10 protein-coding genes are annotated in these 17,075 nt (G+C 40.9%); all 10 read right to left on the reverse strand.

Annotation, left to right across the window (positions count from 1 at the left end):
* Nucleotides 1–119: 119 nt before the first annotated feature.
* A complete protein-coding gene (locus tag ABZD21_RS11185) occupies nucleotides 120–302 on the reverse strand; it encodes an RNA polymerase sigma factor (RefSeq protein WP_372775075.1) in 183 nt (60 codons plus the stop codon).
* 96 nt (nucleotides 303–398) lie between these two features.
* On the reverse strand, nucleotides 399–1,634 hold the full coding sequence (locus ABZD21_RS11190) for an enolase C-terminal domain-like protein (RefSeq protein WP_372775076.1): 1,236 nt from the start codon (nucleotides 1,632–1,634) through the stop codon (nucleotides 399–401).
* Nucleotides 1,635–1,661: 27 nt separating this feature from the next.
* Entirely contained in the window at nucleotides 1,662–3,686 is a 2,025-nt protein-coding gene (locus tag ABZD21_RS11195) for a glycoside hydrolase family 2 TIM barrel-domain containing protein (RefSeq protein WP_372775077.1), read from the reverse strand.
* A 23-nt stretch (nucleotides 3,687–3,709) separates the two neighbouring features.
* A complete protein-coding gene (locus tag ABZD21_RS11200) occupies nucleotides 3,710–5,164 on the reverse strand; it encodes a sulfatase (protein ID WP_372775078.1) in 1,455 nt (484 codons plus the stop codon).
* 319 nt (nucleotides 5,165–5,483) lie between these two features.
* On the reverse strand, nucleotides 5,484–8,051 hold the full coding sequence (locus ABZD21_RS11205; protein WP_372775079.1) for a beta-galactosidase: 2,568 nt from the start codon (nucleotides 8,049–8,051) through the stop codon (nucleotides 5,484–5,486).
* A 406-nt stretch (nucleotides 8,052–8,457) separates the two neighbouring features.
* Nucleotides 8,458–10,134: a RagB/SusD family nutrient uptake outer membrane protein gene (locus ABZD21_RS11210; RefSeq protein WP_372775080.1), complete on the reverse strand. Its 1,677-nt coding sequence runs from the start codon at nucleotides 10,132–10,134 to the stop codon at nucleotides 8,458–8,460.
* 33 nt (nucleotides 10,135–10,167) lie between these two features.
* Complete coding sequence (locus ABZD21_RS11215; RefSeq protein WP_372775081.1) at nucleotides 10,168–13,536, reverse strand: TonB-dependent receptor; 3,369 nt, start codon at nucleotides 13,534–13,536, stop codon at nucleotides 10,168–10,170.
* 93 nt (nucleotides 13,537–13,629) lie between these two features.
* Nucleotides 13,630–14,670, reverse strand: a complete 1,041-nt coding sequence (locus tag ABZD21_RS11220) for a FecR family protein (protein ID WP_372775082.1) — start codon at nucleotides 14,668–14,670, stop codon at nucleotides 13,630–13,632.
* Between the two features lie 117 nt (nucleotides 14,671–14,787).
* Nucleotides 14,788–15,381: an RNA polymerase sigma factor gene (locus ABZD21_RS11225; RefSeq protein ID WP_372775083.1), complete on the reverse strand. Its 594-nt coding sequence runs from the start codon at nucleotides 15,379–15,381 to the stop codon at nucleotides 14,788–14,790.
* Between the two features lie 178 nt (nucleotides 15,382–15,559).
* Nucleotides 15,560–16,990, reverse strand: coding sequence for a BNR repeat-containing protein (locus ABZD21_RS11230; RefSeq protein ID WP_372775084.1), 1,431 nt, complete (start codon nucleotides 16,988–16,990; stop codon nucleotides 15,560–15,562).
* Nucleotides 16,991–17,075: the final 85 nt, after the last annotated feature.

A 17,075-nucleotide genomic window follows, 5' to 3' on the forward strand; every position in this document is an offset into this window, starting at 1 on the left:
ATGATGTTGGCTTTGCAGTTTTTGTTTTTACGCTCGATACAAAGCAATAGGGTTGAACGCCAAAAATCCCCCAGTTAAAAATCAAAATAAATTAAAACTTTTTGGAGAAGGTCATGATATCAGCGACTTACAAAAAGCGAGAAGAATAGAATCAGGGCGATATCTTCTTCTCCCAACCCTCTTTTTAGATTCTTCAAAGCTTCGGTCAGATGGTTTTCAACTGTTTTAGGAGATATATTCAATTGGCTGGCGATTTCCTTTACCGAAATGCCCTCTTTTTTCTTTTTAACAGAATTTTTCATCCAAATTTTAAAACACTAATGAATAGCAGAATAAAAAAGCCTGGTCTCATTTTTCAACTAGCATATTTTATTTTTTTGAACTTGCACTGTTAATCGTTAAACTTCAATATTCATAGCTGCCACTTTTTTCAGGTGGTTCTCGTCCAATTCCAACCCAAAGCCTGGAGCAGGTTTTAAGGAATAATAGCCATTGACGTCTTTGGTGGTTGCGGAACTGATGACGCAATCTAGGTAGTCTTTAGAATCTTCCTCTTTCTCGATGGCTTCCACCCAAGTTGCACCGGCCCCTATGGCGATTTGCTGCCACGCTGTACAGGCTGGCCCGGCCAGACTATCATCACCAATCATTACTTTAGCGCCGATACGCTGTACTTTGTTTGCCAAAAGGGCGGTATGGCTAAAGCTCCCCATTGTTGAAGGATGTAGATTGACAATTCTTCCCATTCCTTGCTGGAGTGTTTTTATACCTTTCCAGGCTGGGCGCATAGGTTCATCGGGAATTAAGACTAACTCTCCCGTCATTTTTTGTAATTCTATCCATTCTTCCATAGTCAAACGTGCTGGATCTTCAATAGCATTCAGGCCATTATCTTTAAATTCATTTAAGATCGCAGCCAGCTCATCAAGCGATTTCCATTGTTTATAGCCCTCGTTTACATCGGACATAACCATGGACTTCGAGCCAAGTACCTCACGGATAATGCGCAATATTTTAAGGTCAATTTCCCTATCGCCGTACATTTTAAACTTCATGTGATGCGCTAAATTTTGCTCGATACTCTTTTCAGCCTCAGCCCTTACTTTTGCTTCATCTTTGTGTAAGATGCAATACAAACCAGGTACTGGCTCACGCTGAGTTAAACCCAATAATTCAATCGCAGGTTTTTGCTGTAACCTTCCGGCCAAATCCAATAAGCCCATATCCATTAATTCCAACTCTTTTAGCGACGTTTTAGTTCCTAAAACCTGCTGAGATTGCAATAGTTTTTGAGCATCAGCGACGGTTAGTCCTTTGAATTGCCTAATATACTCAACCCACGAGCGAAGGTCTTCATCGGGGTTGTTTCTGGAGGCTGGTATTTCTGACCAGCCATAATATTCTCCCGACGATATTTTCATAAATAGATGCTGCCGATTGAGCCAGGTACCAAATGAAAAATAACGAGGGATATTTATATCGTACCTGAAGAATTCAATCTTTGTGATTCTTTCGTTTAGTACTTCCTTTTTGTCATTGCTAATGCAAGATGATAGTAAAGAATAGGTCGCCCCTAGCACACCAAGGGCTGACATCTTTTTTATAAATGTTCTTCTGTCGCTATTCATAGTCATTTTTCATCAAATTGGCACTCAAACAATTTATTGTAAAACCCAATTACATTGATCAGAGTATTCCTTGTTTTTACTTTTTCCACGAACTTCAATTTCATTCTTACCATCATTAAGAATGACATTTTCCCACTCAAAGATTCCATAATCACCGGAAGTTTTCCCATAAGCTTTCCCGTTGATAAAAAGCTCAACTTCGGGACAATTGGAATACACTCTTACGTTTGTTTGTTTTTTTTCACGCACAACAAAACGACGTTCTGTTATGTAAACAAACTTATCATCAGGGTTCCAATTAGCCTTGTAGAAATAGAAAGCATCCTTTTTGATCTTACGATCAAATGTTACAAGGCCTTTATCATTTTTACCCACGACTTCGCCTTCCGAACGATGAGTTGCTCCAAAATCAAACATATTCCAAATGTAAGTGCCCCAAATATATGGGCGTTCATTGATGACCTTCCAATATTCTTCATGATAATGAGATTGCCACTCTTCGGGATGCCACCTACCAGGTGCTGTGGGTTTAATTAGTTGATTTTCGTGATGAAATGCACTGGCTCCGGCTCCATATTCGCTGAGTCCAATTTTAAAATCTGGTCGCTCTTTATGCAACTCATCCATCCAGGTACCAATATCAGAAGGAACACCTCGATACCATCCAAAATACCTATTCCATGCAATAAGGTCGGATATCTCGTGCAATTTATGGTCGCCGCTGTTACTTGCGGCCGTTGTTATTCTGGTTGGATCCTCGGCATGTGCCAAAGCCTTGAGTTCTTTCACATACTCAATAGGGTTATCACCTGTGGTATTTAACTCATTATACAAACCCCAAAAACAAATGGATGGATGGTTGTATTGTTGGCGAATCATTTCAATCAGTTGTTGTTTTCCATTCTCTTTAAAAGACTCCTGGTCCACAAAACCTTTATCGCGATAGCCACCGGGGCCTACAAAAGGGATCTCCGACCAGACAACAAAACCAGCATTATCAAGTATTTGATATACGTACGGATGATTGGGATAATGCGACAAACGGATTGAATTGACTCCCATCTCCTGCATCATCAATAAGTCTTCGTCGTGATGCTCTTTGCGTAAAGCATTACCAATTAATGGCCTGTCCTGATGACGACAAACGCCCTTCAGCAGTAGGTGCTCGCCGTTAAGGAAGAAACCATCATTTGCATCTACGTGGTAATACCTTAAACCCAAAGGCTGCGATATGTTATCCACTGTTTTCTTTTGATCCACGACCCACACTTCCACTTGGTACATAAATGGATCCGTTACACCATTCCACAAGTGTGGATTATTGATTGTAAACGGAATTATTAGCTCGCTCTGGTTTGCATTTAGATCAGCTAGCTTCTCGAATACCGTGTTTTCACCATTCTTAACCTTCAAACTAAGTTGAAGCCCTGAAATCTTTTTCGGATTTGAAATTTTCACCAAAGCTTCTACTTGCGCCTCTTCTTTTGTTACCTTTTTTTGAGTAAGATAAACACCTGATGAAGCATAATCCAATGGACTGATGATTGCTTGATCGGTAATCAGCAACTCAACATCACGATAGATACCACCATAAAAGTTAAAGTCACCTAAAAGCGGCATAATATCTAATTGTGGAGCATTATTAGCTCGTACCAAAATGGTATTGTTTTTTCCGTACTCCACCTTATCAGTAAGCTCAAAAATAAAAGCCGTATATCCACCTCGGTGTTCACCAATATGCTTTCCGTTGATAAATACATTGGCAATGGTGTTAACCCCATAAAATTTCAGGAATAAGCGTTTGCCTATCCATGCACTATCAATAAACAGTTCTTTTTCGTAGTTTCCCAATCCCCGGGAATAGTCGGGTTTACCTGAATTAACATCAGCAGCATTCCATGTATGAGGAATATCAATTCTTTCGTCCACATTCTTTTTAACCTCGTAACCGTATGTAAACTTCCAATTGTAGTTTAAAAGTTTGGTCTTTCGCTCTGCACTTAATGTAAATGCAATCAGAAGTAAAAGGCAAATAATCTTTACTTTTTTTAGTATCATTTTTAGATATTTTGAATTCAATTTCACCATGGATCATTCATTGATCTCAATAAATCAGCCAATTCAGTTTCCAATTTTTTATCAAACTCAGGATTCTCGCCCCAAAGGTTTTTCATTTGGTAAGGATCTTCTTTATCATTGAAGAGGTAATAAAACTTCTCCCCTTTATCATCTTTAACCACCGCGAAGGTGTAGTCGTCACTTCTAAAACCTCTTGCACCTGTATCGATATTCATTGGTTTAGTTCCAAAGTATAATTGTTTTGTCGGTCTTTCCACCGGCTTTTCAAAAAACACATTGGAATAGTCCTTACCCTCAACACCCTCAGGCACCTCATCACCTAAGCCCATTAAGCCCAGCATCGTAGGCATGTAATCAGGTACACTCAACATCAAATCATCTGTTTTGGCACTGATGCTTTTCGGATAGTGGACAATAAGCGGAATATCCATCGCCTCACGGAACCACACGTTTTTGTGCATCAATCCTTGACTGCCCAACATCTCACCATGATCAGCCGTGAATACAATGATTGTATTTTCATATAATCCAGATTCTTTCAAATGTTCAATTACTCGCCCTATCTGATCGTCAACACCATCGACACAGGCAAAATAATCAGGAGCCTGATTCAGCCTCGCATCAACACCACTATCCCCTTTTTTCCAGGTATGATTATCGGTAAACTCAACATTCGGACGATTCAACACATCTCTATAATCCATTCCTTCGTATTTTTCACGATACCTTTCAGGCACCTGATTAAAAGGCGTGTGAGGTGGATTAATCGACCAAAATAAAGCAAATGGTTTATCTTTCTCTCTTTGCTTTTCAGGATTGTCTAAGTATTTCATAATCACCTCTGCCTCATGCTCTGGTGACCATTGTCGTACAAAAATGGTATCTTCTATTCCGCCATCGGTATCCCAATAATACGGGTTATTATGGCGATTGTGTGTGCCGTAGGAATACCAAAACGAAAAACCGTGCCTGTCTTCAGGAGGACACCAGCTGTCCCACACCTTTTTCTCACCGGGAGCTGTTGGTGGCGGTCCATCTAAATGCCACTTACCAACATAACCGGCACTGTAACCATTCTGCACAAGTACATCGGAAAAGCATATTTCTTCTTTCTTCAGAAAATTACCATAGGCGGTGTTTGCTGAATTACAATTCTCAACAACCCCACTTGATAAAGGATATTTACCCGACATTAACATAGCCCTGTAAGGACTGCACAAAGGATGATTGGATACCGCCCGACTAAAGAATACACCTGTTTCAGCAAGTTTATCAATATTAGGTGTGTTTACGGGGTCTTCATTTAGAAACCCCAAAGATGCCCTTCGGTACTGATCAGCAAATATAAACAAGAGGTTGGGGCGCTCCTTATTTTCTGATTTCTTAACGGATTGGCTCGTACAAGAAAGCAATCCTAAAAGTGCAATTGAAAATATAACAAGTCTTTTTAATTTCATAATCAGCTTGGTTTTGTGCATTATTAATACAGTGTAAATAAAAAGTCGATGCTAATAGTCAGTGTGTATTATTTACTGATTCAAATTAATAATTGGTGAAATATTTATTTTGATTGATTTTTAAATTTTATAGTTGATTAAATTTATCGATTGCCAAAAGTACTATCGCTTCATCGTTTTGCCCGTTTTCGGCACCCTCTACGGCTATGGCTCCCCAACGCCAAGTTCTTTTGCCTTCATTACTGCTTGAACTACCATATATTTTGCAGCTTCAAGCGACAACGAACGATAGGAGATAAGTTTATTCATTAGGTATAAACTATTCATTTAACTTGATCAGCCGGACACCTTTAACTGACAGGTGAATCTCGTCACCTTTCACCGGCTCCAAATTCAGCATATCGTATCCACTATGCACTTTCCCCTGGCTATTGATCAATCGCACATCGACCTCATCGGATCTGAGGTTAACCAATAATAGTATTGAGTGGCCATCAAGGTTGGCGTAACGGCTCATGACGCCGAAGGCGTTTTGACCATTTTGGGTTTGCACAGTAACATGTAACTGGTCAGTTAAGGGCTGGATCAATTGTCCGAATTGCCTGTCCAGGTAGGGGGCGCTGGCATAATCAAGTACTGGAATGTCTTCAAGAAAGGCGATGCTTTCTTCCGGGTATGGAAATCCGTAGTCATCGTTTGTAATGCTTTGCCGGCCCATGCGAACCAATTGGACTCCTGCACGTTTTGCATGCCTGAGTACCGAGAGAGCATCGGGGCTGACAAACTGTACATCTGGGATAACTATCAGCTTACTGTCGTCGGGTATGCCACTATTAACAAGCATTTTTTCGGTAACGAAACCAACGGGAAAGCCATGAAAACAGCTCGCTTCGTAAGCTCGGTGAAGGTTTTCAATATGCTTTTGGTTCTGGATGTACGAAGGCTTGGATACGAAAATTCGGATGGGCCGGGCTAAAGGTTTTGCCAGTGCAGCAACTTCTTCAGAGAATCGATTCAACCGATTCATGGTTCGAAAATATTCGGCTGCAACTATCGGCTGGGTGGAGATGCTGCCGTAAAACCAGGACTTGAATACTTCACTTGGAAACGGATTAGGACCATAGCGTCGGTTCCAGTACCATACCATATTGGCCACCATACCGTGCAAATGTGCCATCCATAGAGAAGCGCGTGCATGGCCCGGATCAATGTCCGGAACACGAATCGGGTTGATCGAGAACGCGTGATATTCTAAGTCGATGATAGGCCGGTTGGGCTCAAGTGAGGTCAAATAATCATACAAAAACGATTGGCCCAACCAATGAAAACTGTAAAGCGACTCATCGTAGTTGAGAATGGCATTTTCAGCGTCCGGCTCAATCATTATTGCCATACGCGGCTCGGTAATCGGCAACGGTCGTGTATCCACACCGTGCAAGCTGATTGCGGTAGTCAACATTTCCCGGTCAATTCCATCGGTCACCGCAAAAGGTTTCGGTCCTAAACTGTTGTTGTCCTGTCCCTTCATATGGATCACAGCATCGGGGTCGTACCGGCGAATCTCTGAAGCAACAAATCCAAAGAATGAAGCGACGCGGTAATTGTGAAACGTAACGAGGTCGTACCATTCGCCAACGGAGTACTCCTGCGAAGGTTTGTTTTTTGGTGGTGCAGTCCGTTGGCCAGGATTATACTCCGGTTGCGTAGGTTTGTGTTTTGGTGGAGGAATCTGTTTAAAAGATTCGTAGTTCGTATTCCAGGCTTTGTTTAATGCAGCAATGGTTCCATGGCGTTCGGTCAACCAATCATGGAAAATAGCCATGGTATGTTCAGTCCATCCATTCATATCAAAGAAAGGTTCGTTGGCCATATCCCAACTCAACACTACCGGATGGTCGCAAACTTCCGAAACTATCTGCGACATCGCTTTTATGATAAGTTCACGTATACCTGGATGATCGAGGTCTATTGGCACACCATTACCGGAATGCTCGGTGATTCCCGGCCAAAGCTCTTCAAGTAATTTCTCATTACCGCCCCATCCCAGCCTCATGTCAGCCCTTAGACCCAGCCTTCCGAACTCGTCCAGCTCGTCTAACTTCTGGCGGATTATTGCCTGGTCGATGGAATCATACCCGGCAATTAGCGTTGTTACAGGAACACTCAACCCAACGATACCGACACCCATATCACGCATCTCAGACAGGAAACTTTTCGATGCCTCTTCATCTGCTTTAGTCCATTCCGGATAGAGCTCACTGTCAATCAAATTTCTGTCCAAAATGTTGAATCCACCGGGAAATACAACACGCCCATCAACTTTGAAGTTGCCATCTTCGAAAACCATATCACTCCAGCAGATCGGGTTCACACTTGAAACCGTTGCTTTTTTCTCTAGCCCCTGCATTGCCTGATCCAACAAAACCATTGCATCAGTTAACTCTCTGTTGATATGTTCTTGATAACGTTTATCACGTTGGTCTGAATTTAGTTTCTCCTGACCGGGCCAAAGGTCGTTGCTTGCCAGAGCATCTGTCGTGATTTCCGGATGTTTCAGTTCCCATTCAATGTAATCTGCAAAGTAGCTTGCTATGTTTAGGTTGATATCACCATCGGTTTTTGCAAAGTCCTCAGCCTGTTGCAAAACGACAGCAACAGTATCGATTTTTTGGCGCAATTCAGATAAGCGCTGTCCGAATCTGTCTGACTTAGTGGTAGAACAGCCGAAGATGGTAGCACTCAGAGTAAATAAAAACAACAGAAATTTAAAATTCTTAAATACAATATTGCTTTTAGCATTCTTTGTTTCTTTTAATGAGTTGTCATTTCTGAATCCCTGAAAAAACAAAACGACTTTTACTACTTCGAGTTTGAAAATAGGCTCCATGCTGTTTATATTTTCATTGTTCGGCACATAATTTATTCACTGCGTAAGCGTAAAGAGATTCAAAACTTCATCTTCATACTCTATGGCAATTGTCATGTGTGCTTGCCGTTAAAATCAGTAATCTCGTTTTGCGCGAAACCATCTTTGTGGATAGTTTTTCAAATCGGATATTTTCAGAAATAGATATGAAGTGAAGGGCAACAACATGGCGAGACTGTAACGCATGATATTGCTTTTCAATGACCTACAAATTATAATCTATATGAACAAATTACAAAAGGGTATTGGATAAAACGGTTGATTTTAACTTAGAGTCCTAATATTCTAAAATGTTGTAGGAGTTAACAAACCGGGACCAGAAAAAATCTGATCCCTGTTTAACTATCTAAACAATCTATAGATAAGCCTATTGTGGATATCCAGGATTTTGCACCAATGCATTACTACTTCTCTGGATCTCATCTGAAGGAATAGGCCATACATAATGAACCGCGGGATTAAATATTCTTACATTGCCAATTCCGTCAGGATTAAATCCAACAGTTTCATTTACTAATACTTTCAATCCCTGAACTTGGTAACCATTATTAATCTCAATCATACCACTACGTTTCATATCAAAGTATGTCCAGCCTTCAAAGCCAAGTTCACAAATACGCTCGCGATAAATATCATCCATGGTAATATTGCCGGCAGTGTATTTAGGTAGCAATTCAGAAGCTCTTGCTCTTACTTTATTAATGGTTTTATCCCATACATCCTGAGAAACACTTCCAACTCCATCACGCATAGCCACTGCTTCAGCATGGCAAAGTAAAATATCGGCATACCTAAATATCACATAATCAAGCGGACCGTCCCATTCTACGGAGTTTCCTGAACCCGGTATTACGTATTTTCGCATGTGCAGACCGGTAAAAGAATGGAGAGCACCGTTTAATTCATGCGGATAAACGATGTCATTGTCATTTAGATCGATAAAATGAGAACCAGGTCGTAAAATAGTATGATCCATCCTTGGATCTCTTCCTTCAAAATATTCATAAATCTCATTAGGGATTTTAGGTTCACCACTACTATTCAGTCCACCTTCGTTCACATAATCAACACCTTCCTGAGGATTTTCTACAATTCGCTCAAACTGATCAATAAACCAAAGTGTTGGCTGAATAAAAGACCACCCGCTACTTGCGCACGATGCATTAGCATAGAGCTTTTCGACATAGCTACCTTTCTCTGCATCGTTCATAAACACATGCTGTACGCTGAAGATTATTTCTTCGTTATTTTCATTCTCTAAACTAATAACATCTCCATAATCAGGCACCAAGTCGTAGTCTCCCAGGCTCATAATGTCTTCCGAAACGATTGCCGCCGTTGCCCAATCGCTTGCATATAAGGCTGCTTTTACTTTCAGGGCCATTGCAGCACCTTTAGTAGCTCTTCCCATTTCGGCATCAGCACGTCGAGGTAAATTAGCAATAGCAAATGTCAAGTCATCGTTAATCAACTTCAAAACTTCCGATTTAGGCGATCTCGGAGTGGAAGCGTCCTCCACTGTTGGCACATATGTTAATAATGGAACATCGCCAAACAGCTCAACAAGCCAGTAGTAGTTCATAGCTCGAAGAAACATGGCTTCGCCTTTCATAACATTTTTAACCTGATCTGTGTTTGATCCTGAAAATTCGATATCATCGATATGTGTAAGAAAATCGTTTGCTCTTACAACACCTCTATAACCAAGTGTCCATGCTGTCGAAAGATAGATATTTGATCCATCATGAACACCATCGCCAACGGGCCTAAGTCTGTGAGATTGACGCTCAAATCCAATGGGCGTAATATCAGCTAATACTCCCAGAGAAGCCCAGGAAGCACAGCCACGATAAGGGTTCGCGTCTGTAGGAGGCTGCAAAGCATCGTAAATAGCAATTAAGCCAGCTTGAGCATCTTTTTCATCGGTCCAAAAAGTGGCTGATGAAAGCTGATCTGACGGGTATTTATCCAGGAAGTCATCTCCACATGAATATGCAATTACCGAAAGCAACAGAAGTGTCAGCAAGTGTTTAATATTATTCATAGTTATTATTTTTTTAATTTTATTTAGGTTATATTAAAATCCAACATTTACACCAACTGTAATAGTACGCACGTTAGGAACAGACCTTACGTTATCTGTTTCAGGATCGAACCCCCATTCTTCGTTCGTAAATGTAAACAGGTTGTCAGCACTTACGTACACCCTAAATTTGGACAAGACGTCCGTTTTCAAAACCGAGTGAGTTAAATCGTAACCAAACTGCATGTTTTTAACTCTCAGGTAAGAAACATCTTTTACCCAAAAATCTGATTCCTGAATAATAAATTGTTGCGATTCATTTGCCATTCGTGGTAGAATTGCATTCGGGTTATCCGGAGTCCACTCATTGTCAACCCAACGTTGTGGAATCACCCCTTTATCTACCCAATTCATTGGTGTAATCATATAATCCCAGGTATTTCTGTCGCGTTTGGCAACCCCCTGGAAAAGCATGCTAAAATCGAATCCTTCGTAATTCAAGCCAATATTACCTCCAATGGTATATTGGGGAATTCTGTTACCAATAATCACCCGGTCTTCCGTTCCGATTATGCCATTACCTGCATCAGGAATTCCGTTTCCATCGGTATCTACTGTTAGCTGATCCTTAAATTCAAGATCGCCCAATTTTGTGTACGCTCTGTGTGTTGCCGCATTTACGAGCTGTTCCTCTGTTCTAAAAATGTCTACAACTTCGTATCCATAATAGGAATCGAAAGGATAGCCAATTTGCGTACCACCGGTAACAATATCAGCAAAATAATCAGTTACTTCGTTGTGTATTTGTGTTACGTTGGCCGACACGTTGTACTTCACTTTACCTATTTCTCCTCGGTAGCCAAGAGACAATTCAAAACCTTTATTCTCCATAGATGCCAGGTTAACAACAGGTTCCGTTTTTGCTCCCAGGAACTGAGGTATTGGAAGTTCGGTTAAGATTCCATCCGTTTTACGGACAAAGTAATCGAATGTAAAGGTTAACCTGCTGTCTAGCACTGCTCCATCAATACCGATATCAGTCGTTGTGGTTTCTTCCCACTTTATTTCTTCGTTTGTTAGCGCTGTTTGCGCAATGCCGGAATAAACCTGACCATTGAAAGAATAGTTTTGATTTAAGGCATAGGTTGATTGGTATGGGTAATTACCTATCCGGTTGTTACCTAATTTTCCCCACGAAGCTCTAAGTTTTAAATAATCCAGACCCTTCACATCGCTCATGAAATCTTCTTCGGTCATATTCCAACCAGCAGAAAATGAAGGGAAGTACCCCCATCGATTACCTTTTTTAAAGCGAGATGAACCATCAGCCCTAATATTAGCTTCGAACAGATATTTGTCTTTGTAGTTGTAGTTTACCCTTCCAAAATACGATTGCATGGACCATTCAGCTATTGTTCCTCCCCCTGATACTAACTCCAAACCGGCATTAATACCTTGTACCTCATTGTTCGGAAACTGTTGTCTTGTAACATTTATATTATCGGCTCTATACTGTAACGTTTCGTAACCTCCCATCACCTTTACACTATGATCATCAATGCTTTTATTGTATTCCAGCAATAAATTAGTGTTCACTTGAGAGTCCTGATATTGAGAGTTAGTTGCGCTTCTTCCAGAGTTTAATTCTATCTGAGCGATCTTTTGTTCAGTTCTAAAGTTCCAAACATCATATTGTTTGTTGAAACTACTGTTTAGTCCCTGATTAAAATCCAGTGCTACTTTTGCAGTAGCTTTCAAACCACTGATGATTTCCCATTCAGCAAAAACATCGCCCATTAGTCTGCGATCATTTTGCTCTCTAACCCGGTTTTCAATTTCAGCATATGGAGCTGCAATAGCCTGAACTGAACCACTTTGAGTTCCACCCCATCTTCCATCGGGATGCCTTACATTCGTAATTGATGGTGATGATTCAATTGATGTGTTTATAGCATTCGGAGAGAGGTTTGTCCACCTGAAGAATACATTTCCACCGAGCTTAACACCATCTAAAACCTCAGAAGAAAGGTTTGTTCGAAGACCATATCGTTGGATATTATTACCATGGGTTATACCATCCTGATCAAGGTAACTCAAAGAGAAACGATAAGTAGTTTTTTCGTTTCCACCACTGTAACCCAACGAATGATTCATAATTGGAGCAGCCCCACCATAAAGCTCTTCATTCCAGTCTACATTCGGATGATATAAAGGATCGTTGGGATTAGCTCTCCATTCCTGAATATCAGCTTGTGTAAAGTTCTGTTGGTTTGGTCTGATTCTATTAGCAATTTCCATGTAATCGGCAAAGTCGCTTACATAGTCAATTAACTTTGGAACACTTTGAGTTCCAAAATAAGCATTGTAAGTTAACTTGGGCTTGCCCGATGAACCACGTTTAGTAGTGATCAGAATTACACCATTTGCACCACGCGAACCGTAAATCGATGCCGATGCTGCATCTTTCAATACCGAAATGCTTTCAATATCGTTTGGATCAATATCGTTCATAATGCCAGTACCTTCCGAAGGCACACCATCAACAACAACCAAAGGATTTGAGTTATTCATTGTACCAACACCACGAATACGAATAGTTGCACCATCGCCCCCAGCTGTACCACCACTATTTTGAACGACAGAAACGCCGGCAGCCATTCCTGATAATCCGGCACTAATGTTTGTTACAGGACGAGTTGTCAATTCATTCGCACTTACTGAGCTTACCGCCCCGGTGAGGTTAACTTTCTTTTGAGTTCCATAACCAATGGCAACCACTTCTTCAAGTCCTATTGCATCGGCCAACAGGGTTACATTTATTGTCGTTTGGTCGCCTACCGCAATTTGCTTTGTTACCATTCCAACAAATGAAAACACCAACACGTCCTCGGCCTTGATTGATGACAAATTAAATTTCCCATCTAAATCTGTAATCGTTCCATGAGAAGTTCCCTTTATCACTACGGTAACTCCGGGAAGTGGCTCACCGGTATTGTCGGTAATCTTCCCTGAGACAGGTTTTTGCTGCTGCAAAACCGTTTCAACACTATTATCCGACTTTTCGGTTGTTAGTACAATCAAACGATCCTTTACCTGGTGTTTAACATTTGTTTCGGCAAACAGACCAGTCAAAATATCGTCAATCAATTTTTCGTTGACATCCACATCTACTTTCCGATCAACGTTTATCATTTTTTGGTTGAATAGAAAATAGTACTCGCTGTTACTCTCAATCTCATCGAGCACATCAATCACCCTGGCATTGTTCATCTTCAAGGTAAGCCGTGCTTGCTGGGCAAAGCTCATGCCCGCCCAAACCTGAGAAATACATAGGAATAGAAAAAAGGCACTTAATCGCATAATTTTCCAAGTTTTACATTTGACACCAGCGTTAATGGCATCACGGATGGATTTTTTTTTCATAAATTTGAATCGTTAAGTAGTTTGACAATTATTAGACTAATTCACGCTGCTTGATCATTCAGGAGAGTGCTCGTAACACTCTCCTGTTTATCTTTAAAAGGCTTCTAACCTCTCTTTGTCCAGGCTTATTATAAACTTTCGTTTTTCAACTATTTCGTTGTTTACCGTTGCACGTTTTTTTTCCTCAATGGCTAAAGGAGCCGTTTCGGCCAACAGCTTTAGCACCTCTTCCAGTGGCTCATCAATAAAGGTGGCCCGGAACGAATACGTTAGTAATTCCGCATCTCGTATCTCTATTTCTACATTATACCATCTTCCAATACGACTAGCGACCTGCAGCATATTTTCGTTGCGAAAAACAAGTTTACCTTCAGTCCATGAAACGTATTGTGCGGCTTCTACTTCATTTTTTCGGTATTGTCCGGTTTGGGTATTTAAAACCAGATTTTCATTGGGGCGAAGAACTTCCAGTTTATCTCCCTTCTGAGAGTAGATCTCCACTTTCCCTTCTTTTAAAATTATTTCTTCAGTGGTCTCGCTGTCGTATGCAATTACATTAAATTGCGTTCCAAGAACTTTCGTTGAAAAGTGGGACGTCTTAACTGTAAACGGATGTTCTTTGTCATGTGCGACATCAAAAAAGGCTTCTCCGGTTAAAACCACATTTCGATTTTTAGTGAAAATTGCCGGATACGCCAACGTTGAGCCACTATTTAAAAACCCGCTGGTTCCGTCCGGAAGGACAAACTTTGTGCGTACTCCAAGGGGGCATTGAATTTCAGCAATCGCAGTTTCCGAAACTGTTTTTTGGGATTGAAAATAGAGCAAGCTCAGAAAGGTAAGCACAAGTGGAACAATCAGAATCGCAGCGACTCGCTGAAATAACGCGATGAATCGTGTCTTTTTCGCAGGCCTGCTTTCCCGTTGAATCTGATGATGAATCCGTTCCAACACACGATCAATATTTTCGTCAGGAAGAACCTCAGCCTGGAAAGAAAACCAATGACTTTGAATTAGTTCTTTTCTTTCATCTTCCTTTCCGGCTTTTCCAAAAAAGGCTTTTATGGCTAAATAATCTTTTCTTGAGTATTTACCGACAAAGAATCGTTGTAATATTTCCGGATCAATATCCATGATGTTGACTTTGCAGTTTTTGTTTTTACGCTCGATACAAAGCAATAGGGTTGAACGCCAAAAATCCCCCAGTTAAAAATCAAAATAAATTAAAACTTTTCGGAGAAGGTCATGAAATCAGCGACTTACAAAAAGCGAAAAGAATAGAATCAGGGCGATATCTTCTTCTCCCAACCCTCTTTTTAGATTCTTCAAAGCTTCGGTCAGATGGTTTTCAACTGTTTTAGGAGATATATTCAATTGGCTGGCGATTTCCTTTACCGAAATGCCCTTTTTTTTTCTTTTTAACAGAATTTCTTTTTGCCGGGGAGGCAATTTCTGGATGAGGATTTCAACTTTATCCAGCAACATCTGATAATTTAAGCGCTCATTAGAATCATCATCAAAGGAAACTGTTTCGTCCAAAAGCTGATTGCGATATTGCTGTTTGCGATTTGTTTGCTCAAAAAGCTCGAGAATATGATGATAGGCTATCTTAAACAAGTAAGACTTAAAAGACAGTTCGACTTTTAGCTGTTTCCGCTTGCGCCAGATTTTGAGGAAAACCTCCTGCACCACCTCTTCCGCCTCTTCTCTCGACTTCAAATACCCGAAAGCAAAATGGAACAAGCGTTTTCCATATTCACGAAAAAGCATGTCAAACGCTTCTACATCATCGTTTTTCAATGCAGATAGAAGGACTTTTTCTGATATGTTAATTTGCTTCGTCAAATGGTTACTAATTTTATTTCATCACGATAGAATTTACTCATCTTTTGAACATCGGAAATCATGTTTACGCTTCATTTCTTACGACTTAATTTCGCGCAACCAACTCCTTAACTACTACCCATCCAATAAATTAGCGGGTACTACCATTGTTTTTTTCAATCGTAATACCCGTTACATATCAGTCAAATTGAACAGCCAAATCAATAACATGAAGTGGACTGGGTTTTCGAACCTCACCAGGTTCATCCTGCAACATGATGGATAAAATACCTTCCGATTTCCACCGATAGACATCTGCCAACATATCGTTCATAAACGGACCTTTAAACGAATATGCAAGGTGCCAGTCCTGCCAGTTATTTTTTGCCGTTGCTACAGCTACTATCAGATCCTGACTGCCGGAATTTTTACTTTTTCCCTCCTGATCGGTTGTACCGGCATAAATCATAATCAGGTTGTCATTTTCATCCGCTAATATCTTGGGACGATTACCAACCTTCCAAGGCATTTCGGTATGCTTCCATTCGCCATTTGTGTCGCGCCAATAGTGATGATACCTTTTGGCTTCAGACGGTCCCCAGCGGGTATCTCCCAACTTACTTCCTGCTGCTTCAATGGTCTCTTTCGTGCAATGGTACATCACGACATGTACCCGCCCTTTTGAGTCGACAACCTGTCCGTGATCATTCATCAATCCCAACACACGAGGAATTGACTGAACAACTATTCCGGGCGAATGAACATGCGGAATTTCCGTCAACAGCTGCCCGCCATTGTTTTTCCAGGTCAATCCGCCATCTTCACTATAAACATAGATTAAATCGTGATTTGCTCCCTGGCTATCTTCGCGCCAAACCCAGGTTACATGAAGGGTTCCATCGGCATCATAGTCATACCCATTCGGATAGGAACAACGCGAACTGCTTACGCCCAAAACATCCTCAAACGTTCCCTCCGCAGAATCAATTTGCCGGGTATTTTCCCACTTCCCGGTTTCGGCGTTGTAGTCGACCAACATTCGGTCGCCATTTCCCGAACCACGAACACGGTAGTTAAACTGAAGGTTGCCATCGGGCGTTGGCCAGAATTTAGGGTATGTAATTTTGATGGGCTTTCCATCCTCCAATTCTGATACGATTGGGCCAAATGAAGCAGCACTCCACTCGTGACTTTCGGGATTGGTTGCTAGCCCTTTTTTTGAAACCCGATAGTGCAATGGATGAACATGATGATCAAATGCCAGGTGAATGGTTCCATCGTTAGGACAAATCCCAAATGAAACAATATTGTGCGCGTCGTCGCTTTCAAAAAGATAATCGAAAAACCGGATAGTGCTCCATTCGCCTGTCGGAAGCTCTCTTCGCGATAAACAAACCCGCCGTTCGTGATTATAATAGGCCATGTATTGGTAGCCGTTGAAGGTAGCAATGGCGTCCTTTTGATAGGTTCTGCCATTAATGGCACTTGAAAACCTCCCATAAATCGTTAATGCTTTATCATCTACAGTAGAAATATTTTCCTGAGTAACTTTTACCTGCGCCATTAGAGGCTCAAAAAAGATCAGGAAAGCAAAAAACAGATACAAAATAAACTTCATTCGTTTCATCATTCTTTTTCGTTGAGATTGGTTCTTCTGAAAGTCGTTTTAAAAATCATTTGATGGAATTCAACCCTAAAAGCAGAAATGCCAGAGA

Source organism: Mangrovibacterium sp., from assembly GCF_041596335.1.
Classification (GTDB): domain Bacteria; phylum Bacteroidota; class Bacteroidia; order Bacteroidales; family Prolixibacteraceae; genus Mangrovibacterium.